The following is an 11,950-nucleotide window of genomic DNA, read 5'->3' as shown; positions in this document are numbered from 1 at the left end:
AAATCAAATACTTGACAGTTCCATTCACCCTAATATACTATAATCCATACAAATGTAGTATAATAAGAGAACTACAGGTATAACCATTGCAGGATGTGCTAAAATAAAGATCATAGCTTTTGTAGGAATGCCGGCATCAGGAAAATCCGTAGCATCCGAAGTAATAGTCGATTCAAATGTCGATGTTGTTAACATGGGCAATGTCATACGCGAAGAAGTGAAAAAGAGAGGACTTGAGCCGACCGATAGTAATACAGGCGGTGTTGCGAACGACCTTAGAGCAAAGGAAGGAATGGATGCAGTTGCCAAACGCTGCGTTCCAATGATAGAGAGCCTGAACAAAGAACTTGTTGTAGTCGACGGAGTAAGAGGTATTGCAGAAGTGAATTTCTTCAAGGAACAATTCGGAGAAAACTTTACCCTTGTTTTTATCGATGCACCCCTGGAATTGCGTTTTGAAAGGGTTGCCAGTCGTGGAAGAAGCGATGATATGACCGACATTGAAGCTCTGAAGAAAAGGGATGAGCGCGAACTTGGGTGGGGATTGGCAGAAGCTATCAAAGTGTCCAATATCACCGTTGATAACATCAGTACTATCGAAAATTTCAAAGCAAATATAAATATGATACTGGAGCAAGCATGATCAACGTCAGGGTCAGTGTTATTGTCAATCCTACAGAAAATGAGGGAAAAGTTGCCAGCGCTACCGGGAACATGTTCCCGGAAATAGAGCTCGAGATGCATGAGAGAAAATATGGCAATTTCCTTGAAGGAGAAGGGGATATCAATTCACTGAAGAATATCCACGATCTTTTTAGAAAGGAGCGGATCATAGACACCGCTCGGACCCAGATACAGAAGAATCGATGGGGAGAGCCTGAAAAAACCTTTTTTATGATCAACAAGCAAGTTGCTACAATTGGAAGACTGAACTTTCCGGCAAAGGAAGAACCCCTCGGTTCCATCCAGATCGAGATAAATGCAGATAATGAAGAAGCAATGGATATTCTCATGGAGTGGCTGACACCACCGACCGAGGACGGAGTTCCCCTCTTTGAGCCAGACATGCCGGAGCTATAAGGTACTAACATGAACATCGAGAATCTGAGCTTTTCCTCTAATTCCGTCCTTAGCGACCCTTTCGAGTGGGTCTATGAGCTCGAGGAAATCGGATATACCGGATGGGAGATCGTTCAGGAAGGAAGCCAGTGCATCAACCGTGAGAACCTGCATAGGATAGAGGAAGTCCTCGAGACCACCAACCTCTACCTCACGATGCATCTGCCATTCTCTGACATGAACCTCGCAGGGCTTAATCCCGGCATACAGGGAGAAGTGCTCAGGCAGATGAAGCACTACCTTTCAGTGGCATCAGACATTGTTGAACTTGCAGTAGTTCACCCGGGATATCTGTCCCCCTATGGCGGAAAGATACCTGAGAAAGCGTGGGACATGAACATAAGCTCCATACAGGAACTCTGCGACACTGCTGATGAATATGGGATGTCGATAGCTGTTGAGAACATGCCGAACTTTCCCATGATATTTGGCAGGGAACCCGATGAAATGCTCAGGATGCTTTCAGATGTCGATAGAGACAATGTAGGAATGACACTGGACGTAGGTCATGCCAACACCTCTGCAATGGTAGAAGGATTCCTTAAAAAATGCAACAAGGAGATAATTCATGTGCATATCCATGATAACATGGGAAAAAGGGACGAACATCTGCCCACAGGAAGTGGAACCGTCAACTGGGAACATGTGAAAAAGGGATTGGAAAACTATGAAGGAAGAATGGTGACCGAACTGAGCGATCTAGAGGAAGCAAGAAAGAGTGTTGAGTTTCTCAAACAGCTCTGAAACTGCCTTGATCAATACCTTGAAACCCAAAAACGACCCTTATCAATATCTCAATCATCCATTCTGCCGTGACGCCTGTCTATATCATCCATCATATCCAGCATCTTCCTTATAGCTGTACGGATGGCATCGGACTGGTTCACAAACTTTTTATCATCACCAACGTGCTTGTTAAGATCAGCAAGCAGCTCCTGGGGAATGTCGACACTTACTTTTGGCATTGTTCTCACCTTAGTTCAAAAGAATTTAAAGGAATTTTGTTCTATTATAAACAACGATATATTATAATAATATGCCATAACGAAATGTAAAAACTATACGTATTGGCAATTGTGATATGAAAAATGATGTAAACTATAATGCATGGAACAAAGATAAAAGAAAACCACATAAATTAAGCGGGCCGGAAGGGATTTGAACCCTCGGCCGATGGATTAAGAGTCCATCGCTCTGCCTGACTAAGCTACCGGCCCACGCAATGATTGAGTAGTCCCCCCATACGTATTACCTGTATATATACATATCGGGAATGAGGAGGAAAATCCCCTCAAACATGTTTCACAACACACGTCGAAAGACCGATTATCTCCACAACATCACTGTTGTCCGGGCTCTGAATGATCATTTGGCCTTTTTTAAGATAAGGGATGCGTTTCTCATACTCTTTCTTCACTTTCATAGCAGTTATTGCTGCATCGTTTGAAAGGTTCAGGATCACCCTGGAATTGATCTGCTTGAAAACCGTATCATCGATATCCTGAGGATCCTGTGTGATAAGGAACAGCCCCAGTCCCTCTTTACGTCCCTGACGAGCAGCATCTGCGAACTTGGAAATGATGCGCTTTGAGTGTTCCCCCGAACCTCTTGCAAGGTAACGATGAGCCTCATCCAGCACCAATATAAGAGGAGTTTCCTTTACGACCGTCTCACCGGAGGTATTCAATTTGTTATCCACAGCTACGGTCATAAGTGTCAGAGTGATGAGATCACGTATTCTCGTGCTGGAGATATATTCAGTTGGGAAGACACATACCTGCCCTTCTTTGAAGATATCGGCAAGCATTTCGGTTATAGGGGTTGCCGGCTGGTCGAACACCCTTTTGAACGAATTGTTATTCACCTTCCTGACAAGACCATCATAGGAGGCTTCATGAACCTTTCCACTATCGATATAAGTGCCTCTGACACCCTCATCACTGATGTGGTCGATAAAACCACCATAGGTATGAGCTCGCGGTCTTTTAAAGAAATCCTCAAGCAACAGTTCCAGTCCGATGCCCTGTAGCTCCGTGAGTCCGGCAGCAGCTATGAGCCAGGAATTGTTCCTCACCATCTCGAAAGGAATGGTGAATTCCACTTGCTGTGCACGGGACCTGCCATTGTATGAATGACCATCCACCTTCGCTACGAAGGTCTTTGTGGAAGGAACGCCACCAAACTCCACATCCTCCGAGTGCATGTTGTGCTCATCCGAAGAGCTTATTTCCGGATTGTCCTCAAGGAACTGCGAATATTCATCCTGCGGGTCCATTATAACGACACATGGACGCAGCTTCTTCTTGCTGCCGTCACCGGTATCGCGGACATTATATCGGTTATCCGGGCTCATGAACTGGCGCAGGATGTTCTTTGTAAGGAATGTCTTTCCGGTACCTGTACTGCCACAAACCAGCATATGCCTGAATATCAATGGATCACCCATTGAGTAGTCGTTCCTAAGATAGTAAGGCACTGTAGGAGGGGAAGCGAGGGTTCGCACGACCTCACCACCGACACTCAAGTGCCCGAGGAATATACCTTCCCTTGGAATGTTCAGACCGGTCTGTATCTTCAGTTTTTCCGTCACAGGCAAAATGGGTGTGTTCGGACGCGGGATACGGTCTGCCATGCGGCGCGTCAATGAATCATCATTTCCCGGAGACTGTTCGTATAGTATGCAGATGGGTTCAAGGTATGCAAGGAACTTGTAGTCCAGTTCTGCCGTCGTATTGCTTTTGAGCATACGGCGTGAATGTATCTCGGTAGCGTCATCGACTTCGAACTGCTGCTGATATTGAAGCTTCCATATCCTTGCAAAAAGATTCTCATCGCCATAGGGAACGATCACATATGTCCCCAGACGCACCACATTCCTGTGGGAAGTGGTGATGTAGCCAGCGATCTTTGAACCTGATTCGGTGACCTCCAGAGGTTCGAACCCGGTGGTCACGATACCAAAAGCAGCATCTACATCACTTGCATCATGCGTCACTTCAACACTATATTCCTCGAAGTCGAAATTACCGGTCTGTTCCGGTGCATCCTTTGCATCCGACCCAATGCTATTGTTCTTCGCATAGGCCAGCAGGTCTGAATTATCATTCATCTGTTAGGTCACCCCATCTCTCTATATTATAAGTATTGTCGAACCGTTGCCCTTTGAACATACCTTTTATCAACTCCTTTTCCGACCGTCCGATCTTCGCAAGGGAATCAACCTTTGAGAGAGTTAGAGGAATGCCATTGACAGAAATATCAAAAAGAACTTTACGGGTTATGAGGTCACGTACCGATTCATCTTTCGTGAAACCGTAGGGAGCCTCTACTTTGAAAAGGACATCAAGCATTGGAACATATAGCATAAAAAAAGTTATAGCGTAATCCTCCGGATCAAGATCATGCCGGAGATCAATGTCTAACATCGGAGATGTGCTGTTTATCATACCTTCATAGAATTGGTTAGGTTGCAGGAACCAGTTGGTATAGGTTATCCAACGACCATTTCGACCATTATCCCCATTTCCGAGAGACAGAACATTCTTAAAGAACTGAGAATCCCTTAGCCAGGGAAGGTGTTTCATTCCTTTTTTATCCCGTAGGGTTATCATGATCTGCATGTCTTCGGGATTTTTTACAAACCCGATGAGAGGCATGCCTTTTTTCATTTGATAGTCCATGATATCAATGTAGTTCTGGAGGATATTCTTTGCGACAGGGTCCTCTTTTATCCTTACTTCTTTCGATTCCACCACCATCCAGTACATTAACTGTTTAGGGTATATCGGACCATCCATTATGAAGAAGCCTTTGCTGTCAAAACTCTCCATCATCCAGAGAATGTGCTCTGACTCACAAAGATATAGTGCAACGTTATGCACCATACGATCGACCCTTGTTTTGAGCAGGTCTGCTCCTATGCGAACTATCTTTGAACGTCCCTGCCCCTCATCAAAAGTATCCCATCCGGAAGTCGTGTCTATGGTCACCAGAGGGCTTGGTGAATATGTTGCCGCTACGATGGTCCGTTTGGAATGCAATTCTAGGTCAGAAGGTGTCGATGCAATTCCACCATGGCAGATGTCCACATAAAGCCCGCTTCTAAATGCCATGGGGTTAGTGCTACCACTATCACAGGAATATGTTATATCGAAAGGGTCATTTGTAAGGGACATGTTGTCGATGTTCACTTTTGAACGAAACGTTTTCCCAAGGGATCTAAGGATAAGCTTCCCATCGTGTTCCAGTTCATTGAGTATATTTAGAAGATCGGGGAACTCATCAGTGCTATCATCCTCTGCGGACATCCCTATGCGATCTGCCATTTCCGACATGATCTTTATGTGAACCGGTTCAAGGGTCATGGAATGTAGATGTACAGGAACATAGATATATTTGTTTATTCTGTTATAGAATACTAATATATGGCAATATGACACTAATTGATGTCAGAACACAATACAAAAGTCCCGTAAAGTTTAACTATAAACATTACATCTAAAGGAAACCTATAGCATTGAGTTTACCGGTCACATTTGTACGTTTGTGACCATTAATACAATAATAGACATCATGAGGCACTGAGTGCCTCAAACATATGATTAATAATAAAACTATAATGAGGATTGATAATGGGTAAAACAGGCAGCATTAATTGGGTTAAGGTAAAAGGAAGGAAAGGAAAAATAATCAAAGTGCAGAGAGCTTTCGGAGCAAAGGCACACCCAGGACCAGCACAGAGATTCAGCAGCAGCGGTGCTAAGAGAAGGTTCCTCAAGAGATCACCAAAATCTATTGTAAATTGATCATACTATTTTAAAGGGCTGCATTGCAGTCCTTTACACAATAGCTCCCTTAATGGGACTAAACTTTTTTTGAGCGGAAAGATTCCGATTATTGCATTTCCAGTAGCAGTTGCTTTGCATCATTAGCAGTAGCAGTAGTAAGGCCACAGTTAGTGAACACTATGATAATGATATATGAAAGAAGCTTCTCAAAAATATAATAGCCCACACCTCAGTAAGCTTTATATAGAACTACAAACATGTAAAAACGACCTGAATTCCAGGAAATTATATTGATCTATGTTTAATATAGGAGGTTAAAACACATGGCAGGACAGATGTCAGGACAACCTATCTTCATTTTAAGAGAAGGTAACCAGAGAACAAGAGGCAGAGATGCTCAGAGCAACAACATCATGGCTGCAAAAGCAGTCGCTGAGGCAGTAAGAACAACACTTGGTCCAAAAGGTATGGACAAGATGCTTGTTGACTCCCTTGGAGATGTAGTTATCACAAACGATGGCGCAACTATCCTTAAGGAAATGGATATCGAGCACCCAGCAGCAAAGATGATCGTAGAGGTCGCTAAAACACAGGACGATGAAGTCGGAGACGGAACAACTACCGCCGCTGTCATTACCGGTGAGCTCCTCAAGAAAGCGGAAGAGATGATCGAGCAGGACATACACCCAACAATCATCGCAGCTGGTTACAGAATGGCTTCAGTAAAGGCAGGAGAGATCCTCAAGAGCCTTGCAAAGAAGGTAACCATCGACAACAAGGACATGCTTATCAGCATTTCCGACACAGCAATGACCGGAAAGGGCGCAGAAGCAACAAAGGACATACTTTCAAAGATCGCTGTTGACGCTATCATAAGCATCGTTGACAGGGACAATGGAAACACTGTCGATATCGAGAATGTCAAGGTCGAGAAGAAGGTCGGCGGACGTATCGATGACTCTGAGCTTATCGAAGGTATGATCCTTGATAAAGAAAGGGTACACACCAACATGCCAAAGAAGGTAGAAGGCGCAAGGATCGCACTCCTCAACAGTGCTATCGAGCTCAAGGAAACAGAGGTTGACGCTGAGATCTCTATCACGTCTCCTGAACAGCTCCAGTCCTTCCTCGACCAGGAAGAATCAATGCTCAAGAGCCTTGTCACCAGTATTACAAAGACCGGTGCAAACGTTGTATTCTGCCAGAAAGGTATCGATGATATGGCACAGCACTACCTTGCAAAGGAAGGTATCTTTGCAGTAAGGCGTGTCAAGAAGAGCGACATGGAGAAACTTGTACGCTCCACCAGTGCTAAGCTCATCACCAACATCGAAGAGATGACAGCAGAAGACCTTGGTGCAGCAGAACTTGTCGAAGAGAAGAAGATCGGCGGCGACAGCATGACCTTCATCACAGGCTGTGTCAATCCAAAGTCAGTATCCATTCTCCTTCGCGGCGGTACAGAGCATGTTATCGACAACATCGAGAGAGCACTCAACGATGCACTCCGTGTAGTCGCTGTAGCTATCGAAGATGAAGAGCTTGTTGCTGGCGGCGGAGCACCTGAAGTAGAGGTTGCGCTCAGACTCAACGAGTATGCATCAACCCTTAGCGGAAGAGAGCAGCTTGCAGTCAAAGCATTCGCAGAAGCACTTGAGGTAGTTCCAAGAACGCTTGCAGAAAACGCAGGTCTTGACCCCATAGACATGCTAGTAGAACTTCGTGCACACCATGAGAAAGGCATAAAGACCGCTGGTCTTAACGTCTACACAGGCACTGTCATTGACATGTGGGAAGCAGGCGTTGTTGAGCCACTCAGGGTAAAGACCCAGGCGATCAACTCCGGCACAGAAGCAGCAGTAATGATCCTCAGGATCGACGATATCATTGCATCATCCAGAGCACCACCAATGCCAGACGGCGGCATGGGCGGAATGCCTCCAATGATGTAAGATCAATAAAACAATAACATATCAGGGCGTATTTTACGCCCTGACCTACTTTTTTTATTAATACAAAGCTGACTAAGTAGCTGTAGCTTTATAGTTCCAATAAAGCAAAAAAAAACAGATAAAAAACGTAAATTGGAAACAGTTCAGGAACTATCCCCAAGCTCTACCTCTATCCCAATTGGACAGTGGTCCGAACCCATCACATCAGACAAAATATAAGCAGACCTTATCCTGTCCTTTAGACTTACACTGGCAAAGAAATAATCGATCCTCCACCCAACATTCCTATCCCTTGCCCGAGTCTTCATGTCCCACCAGGTATAATTTCCAGATTCCGGTTCGAACATACGTAAAGTATCAAGATAGCCATGACCCAGGAATGTATCGATCCACTCCCTCTCCTGTGGAAGAAAGCCCGATGACCTCTCGTTCTGTTTAGGGCGTGCGAGATCGATCTCTTTGTGAGCAGTGTTCACATCACCACAAATAATTACGTTCTTACCGGCATCTTTCATCGAATCGGCAACTTCCATGAACGCATTATAGAAATCCATCTTATATTCCAATCGTTCATCTGAAGCCTTTCCATTCGGAAAATAGATATTGAACAAAGCAAAATCCTCGAACTCTACAATGAGAGTCCTTCCTTCCTTGTCGAACCGTGGAACTCCAAGCCCATACTTGACCTCGACCGGCGGGACCTTAGTATAGATCCCAACACCACTATATCCCTTTCTTTCAGCAGAGAAAAAGTAAGGTACATATCCATGAATATGCCTCAGCTCTTTTGGCAGCTGTGTTTCTGTAGCCTTCGTCTCCTGAAGACAGAGAATATCCGGTTGTGTAGCTTCCATCCATTCGACAAAACCTTTCTTTAACATTGACCTCAGGCCATTCACATTCCATGAAAGAATATCTATCGAAGTAATTCACTCACCCTCATCCAGCTTTCCATTTTTCATTCCAGCCTTACCATCTGCTTTTGAAAGAACTACTTCCGTGGACTTGATAGTTGCAAATACCTCATCACCTTCCTGGACATCGAGTCTTTCCAGAGCCTCGGAAGTAATGATAGAGGTCAAAACGTCAGGATCTATCTCGACCTTCACTTTAGAAACGATATTCCCTTTGTCGATCCCAACGATCCTTCCGGACAACTTGTTGTGTGCAGACAATTTGAAAGATATGTTCTCCAGAGAGGTTTCATCCCCGAAAGTAATATCAACAAAGGACCTGCTGTCCTCATACTCACTAATGAGCTGTTTCCCGTAATCGGTCAGAAAGGTTCCTTGACCTTTTCCACCCCTTATAGTGGTCACCACTTCATGACCAACGCGCTCGTTCATTTTTTTAAGGATCAGCCATGCGTGTTTGTAGGAGATATCAAGTTTTGAACAGGCCTTCCTTAAAGAACGCTCTTCATCGATAGCTTTTAGGAGTTTTACCTTCCCGGCACCAATGATGGGTTTTCCATCCTCGGTCAACCAGACCTTAGTTCTCATTTCCAGAAACAACATCCCCTTTTACTCAAGGCATTTTAGGATGTCTTCCGGTTGATATCTTGGTTTTATTATACGAGTCCTGCCACGCATACCCTTACCGGAAAAATCAGCATCCACATACCTTGCTTCACTAAGCTTATTGACCATATCATAAAAACGTGTGTATCCTAGATCGGTCTTTTCGTGAAAAAGTATATAAAGATCACCCGTTTGCACATCCTTGTTCTCTGCTATCAAACAGAGCAATAGCTTCTCATCCGGTGTGAGAGACTGGACACTTCTGCGAAGATGCAGCAATCTGGAGGTCTCATAGGCCTTTTCCACATCTTCGACCAAGATGGTTTTGCTTGCTCGCCTCTCGGCATTCAGACCGGAACGCTTCAAAAGATCAATTCCCACACGCAGATCCCCTGTAAGATCGACATATTCAACTATCGCATCCCTCACATCATCCATCACTACATTTGGATAGAATGCAAGATCGATCCTGCCTCCGATAATATCCTGAAGTTCACTGAAATTATACCGGGGAAAAGCGATCTCCTCAGGAAGAAAAACGGAATTTACTTTAGGATCAAACTGATAGAGCTTTCCCGTATCACTCACAATTGCAATGACGCCTACTTTTGCACCCGGATATTGTTCATGTGCTCTTAGAAGGGAATACATGACCTCATCCGCATGCCCTTCATGATAGAGATAATTGATATCATCAAGACAAAGCACAAGCGTCTTTTCCTTCTCTATAAGATAGTTCATCACCTTTTCGAACAGTTTTATGAAAGCAACACCAGAAGACGGAGGTGACACATTAAAAAGACCTTGATATACCCTCGTGATGACAGCAAATTTTGTAGAATCCATCTGGCAGTTCACTTTGATGAAAACAATATCTTCCGAATGCTTTTTCATCTCCTCGAAGACCTTCAGCACAGTTGTGGTCTTTCCAGTACCCGGAGGACCACTTATCAAACTATTGATCGGACGCATACCACGAAGAGCTGGACGCAGACTGTACATCAGTGACTGCATCTGTGACTCACGGTGTGAAAAATGGTCGGGAAGATAATCAAGTTCAAGCACATTTCCATCCTTGAACAAAGTCTCATCCCACATCAGCATATCCTTACCCATGTACAGTATCTCCTAAAATTAAAGTTCTAATATATTAACTGTGAAAATACATAATAGCCTTTTGCCTCTCCGGGATAAAAACGTTCATTCAAACTCTGAAAAGTGACCAAATATCAATGTTTTTAAACGCATGTGAATAAATATAAAAAGCTTTTGGGAATTTATTATATAGAAGTTAGAAGATGGGAATACAAGATGTTATGACATGCAGAGGAAGACCAAGAAACCCCAGAAGAGTGGAATGTAACCCCGATATACTCTATTTCAAACCAAGAGGAGTAGCACTTACTGAACTGGAGGTAGTTTCTCTTGCATTGGAAGAGCTGGAAGCCCTGAGGCTGGTAGATCTTGAAGGCTTGCAACAACAGGAAGCAGCAACAAAAATGGGGATCTCAAGGCGTGCATTCTGGGAAGACCTGAAAAATGCAAGGAAAAAGCTAGCACTGGCATTGACCACAGGTAAAGCTATTGAGATAAAGGGAGGAAACTATGTCAACATCAATGACCAGAAACAGTCAGAGTAACATAACAGAAACAACATTATCACAAGGAGAATGAAAATGTCATCCAATATACAATCATCAGAAAGTCTACTAAATACCAAACCCGAAGAACCAAAGCTCGTTACCAACCTAAGAGGAATTAAAAATAAGATAATGGTTATGAGCGGAAAGGGTGGTGTTGGCAAAAGCACTGTTTCAGCCAACCTTGCTGCGGCCCTTGCAGACCGCGGATACTCAGTCGGCCTTCTTGACAGTGATATTCACGGACCGACCATACCAAAGATGTTCGGCGTAGAGAATGAGAAACCCATGGTCAATGAAAAAGGTATTGTTCCCGTAAAAGTTAATGATAATCTGAAAATAATGTCAATAGGACTTCTTCTTGACAGCAATGATTCTCCAGTAGTCTGGAGAGGACCTGCAAAGATGAGTGCCATCAAGCAGTTCCTCGAAGAAGTGGACTGGGGAGTGCTCGACTACCTTATCATCGATCTCCCCCCTGGAACAGGGGATGAACCATTGAGCATCTCACAACTTATCGGTAACCTTACCGGTGCTATCGTTGTCACAACCCCGCAAGATGTGGCCCTTACCAGTGTAAGAAAATCACTCAATTTCGCAAAAATAATCAAAGTACCGGTAATTGGAATGGTCGAGAACATGAGCGGGATCGTCTGCCCACACTGTGATGAGAAGATATATGTGTTCGGCTCAGGCGGAGTTGCAAAAGCAGCTGAGGACTTTGACGTAAAAGTGCTTGGTACATTACCCATAGAAACAGAAGTTGCAGCTGCCGGAGACAACGGACACGTACACATTGATATTAAGCGCGATTCAGAATGGTACATCGGCTTTAATAAGGTAGTAGATGCTGTGGAAGAGTTTGTTAAATGATATTAAAAGGACATGCCACTTTGTAAAATAAGTGCATGTCATCAATTCTTTTCTTTCTT

13 protein-coding genes and 1 tRNA gene are annotated in these 11,950 nt (G+C 44.1%); 7 read left to right on the top strand and 7 right to left on the bottom strand.

Annotated features, from left to right (window positions below):
- Positions 1–103: 103 nt before the first annotated feature.
- The 3 genes from MBUR_RS11130 to MBUR_RS11120 are packed head-to-tail and all read left to right on the top strand — an operon-like array spanning position 104 to position 1,863.
- The gene (locus MBUR_RS11130) at positions 104–643 is read left to right on the top strand and encodes a dephospho-CoA kinase (RefSeq protein ID WP_048063395.1); all 540 of its coding nucleotides are present in this window, start codon (positions 104–106) and stop codon (positions 641–643) included.
- The gene (locus MBUR_RS11125; RefSeq protein WP_011500160.1) at positions 640–1,080 is read left to right on the top strand and encodes an RNA-binding domain-containing protein; all 441 of its coding nucleotides are present in this window, start codon (positions 640–642) and stop codon (positions 1,078–1,080) included. The genes MBUR_RS11130 and MBUR_RS11125 overlap by 4 nt, the downstream gene beginning before the upstream one ends.
- A gap of 9 nt (positions 1,081–1,089) precedes the next feature.
- The gene (locus MBUR_RS11120; RefSeq protein WP_011500159.1) at positions 1,090–1,863 is read left to right on the top strand and encodes a sugar phosphate isomerase/epimerase family protein; all 774 of its coding nucleotides are present in this window, start codon (positions 1,090–1,092) and stop codon (positions 1,861–1,863) included.
- Positions 1,864–1,913: 50 nt separating this feature from the next.
- Here MBUR_RS11120 and MBUR_RS11115 read toward each other — a convergent pair whose 3' ends face one another.
- The 4 genes from MBUR_RS11115 to MBUR_RS11100 form a co-directional block, all read right to left on the bottom strand.
- Entirely contained in the window at positions 1,914–2,084 is a 171-nt protein-coding gene (locus MBUR_RS11115) for a ribbon-helix-helix domain-containing protein (protein WP_011500158.1), read from the bottom strand.
- A 178-nt stretch (positions 2,085–2,262) separates the two neighbouring features.
- Positions 2,263–2,336: transfer RNA gene (locus MBUR_RS11110), tRNA-Lys, on the bottom strand.
- Between the two features lie 74 nt (positions 2,337–2,410).
- Positions 2,411–4,228, bottom strand: coding sequence for an ATP-binding protein (locus MBUR_RS11105; RefSeq protein ID WP_011500157.1), 1,818 nt, complete (start codon positions 4,226–4,228; stop codon positions 2,411–2,413).
- Positions 4,221–5,483 (bottom strand): DNA double-strand break repair nuclease NurA, encoded by a 1,263-nt coding sequence (locus tag MBUR_RS11100; protein WP_011500156.1) that lies wholly within the window; start codon positions 5,481–5,483, stop codon positions 4,221–4,223. Before MBUR_RS11100 ends, MBUR_RS11105 begins: the two co-directional genes overlap by 8 nt.
- Before the next feature lie 267 nt (positions 5,484–5,750).
- Here MBUR_RS11100 and MBUR_RS14205 point away from each other — a divergent pair, with 267 nt between their 5' ends.
- The gene (locus MBUR_RS14205; RefSeq protein WP_011500155.1) at positions 5,751–5,924 is read left to right on the top strand and encodes a DUF5350 domain-containing protein; all 174 of its coding nucleotides are present in this window, start codon (positions 5,751–5,753) and stop codon (positions 5,922–5,924) included.
- Between the two features lie 305 nt (positions 5,925–6,229).
- A complete protein-coding gene (thsA, locus tag MBUR_RS11095; RefSeq protein ID WP_011500154.1) occupies positions 6,230–7,858 on the top strand; it encodes a thermosome subunit alpha in 1,629 nt (542 codons plus the stop codon).
- A gap of 143 nt (positions 7,859–8,001) precedes the next feature.
- Here the strand turns inward: thsA and MBUR_RS11090 are convergent, their stop codons facing one another.
- From MBUR_RS11090 to MBUR_RS11080, 3 genes are read right to left on the bottom strand one after another with little or no spacing between them, the layout of a single operon-like run.
- Entirely contained in the window at positions 8,002–8,772 is a 771-nt protein-coding gene (locus tag MBUR_RS11090) for an exodeoxyribonuclease III (RefSeq protein ID WP_269479044.1), read from the bottom strand.
- A gap of 15 nt (positions 8,773–8,787) precedes the next feature.
- Positions 8,788–9,360 (bottom strand): molybdenum-dependent transcriptional regulator, encoded by a 573-nt coding sequence (locus MBUR_RS11085; RefSeq protein WP_332244209.1) that lies wholly within the window; start codon positions 9,358–9,360, stop codon positions 8,788–8,790.
- A 21-nt stretch (positions 9,361–9,381) separates the two neighbouring features.
- The gene (locus tag MBUR_RS11080) at positions 9,382–10,494 is read right to left on the bottom strand and encodes an ORC1-type DNA replication protein (RefSeq protein WP_011500151.1); all 1,113 of its coding nucleotides are present in this window, start codon (positions 10,492–10,494) and stop codon (positions 9,382–9,384) included.
- A gap of 200 nt (positions 10,495–10,694) precedes the next feature.
- Here MBUR_RS11080 and MBUR_RS11075 point away from each other — a divergent pair, with 200 nt between their 5' ends.
- Both MBUR_RS11075 and MBUR_RS11070 read left to right on the top strand, forming a co-directional pair.
- Positions 10,695–11,018, top strand: a complete 324-nt coding sequence (locus MBUR_RS11075; RefSeq protein WP_011500150.1) for a DUF134 domain-containing protein — start codon at positions 10,695–10,697, stop codon at positions 11,016–11,018.
- Between the two features lie 36 nt (positions 11,019–11,054).
- Complete coding sequence (locus tag MBUR_RS11070; protein WP_011500149.1) at positions 11,055–11,891, top strand: Mrp/NBP35 family ATP-binding protein; 837 nt, start codon at positions 11,055–11,057, stop codon at positions 11,889–11,891.
- Positions 11,892–11,950: the final 59 nt, after the last annotated feature.

The sequence above is a fragment of the Methanococcoides burtonii DSM 6242 genome, from assembly GCF_000013725.1.
GTDB classification, from domain to species: domain Archaea; phylum Halobacteriota; class Methanosarcinia; order Methanosarcinales; family Methanosarcinaceae; genus Methanococcoides; species Methanococcoides burtonii.
This window is presented reverse-complemented; position numbering and strand designations above follow the sequence as displayed.

What these genes read in the sequence shown, in the direction of transcription:
- MBUR_RS11100 (WP_011500156.1), bottom strand. Translation starts at nt 5,483, where the DNA reads ATGACCCTTGAACCGGTTCACATAAAGATCATGTCGGAAATGGCAGAT.
- MBUR_RS11070 (WP_011500149.1), top strand. Translation starts at nt 11,055, where the DNA reads ATGTCATCCAATATACAATCATCAGAAAGTCTACTAAATACCAAACCC.
- MBUR_RS11120 (WP_011500159.1), top strand. Translation starts at nt 1,090, where the DNA reads ATGAACATCGAGAATCTGAGCTTTTCCTCTAATTCCGTCCTTAGCGAC.
- MBUR_RS14205 (WP_011500155.1), top strand. Translation starts at nt 5,751, where the DNA reads ATGGGTAAAACAGGCAGCATTAATTGGGTTAAGGTAAAAGGAAGGAAA.
- MBUR_RS11085 (WP_332244209.1), bottom strand. Translation starts at nt 9,360, where the DNA reads ATGAGAACTAAGGTCTGGTTGACCGAGGATGGAAAACCCATCATTGGT.
- thsA (WP_011500154.1), top strand. Translation starts at nt 6,230, where the DNA reads ATGGCAGGACAGATGTCAGGACAACCTATCTTCATTTTAAGAGAAGGT.
- MBUR_RS11080 (WP_011500151.1), bottom strand. Translation starts at nt 10,494, where the DNA reads ATGGGTAAGGATATGCTGATGTGGGATGAGACTTTGTTCAAGGATGGA.
- MBUR_RS11125 (WP_011500160.1), top strand. Translation starts at nt 640, where the DNA reads ATGATCAACGTCAGGGTCAGTGTTATTGTCAATCCTACAGAAAATGAG.
- MBUR_RS11075 (WP_011500150.1), top strand. Translation starts at nt 10,695, where the DNA reads ATGACATGCAGAGGAAGACCAAGAAACCCCAGAAGAGTGGAATGTAAC.
- MBUR_RS11105 (WP_011500157.1), bottom strand. Translation starts at nt 4,228, where the DNA reads ATGAATGATAATTCAGACCTGCTGGCCTATGCGAAGAACAATAGCATT.
- MBUR_RS11115 (WP_011500158.1), bottom strand. Translation starts at nt 2,084, where the DNA reads ATGCCAAAAGTAAGTGTCGACATTCCCCAGGAGCTGCTTGCTGATCTT.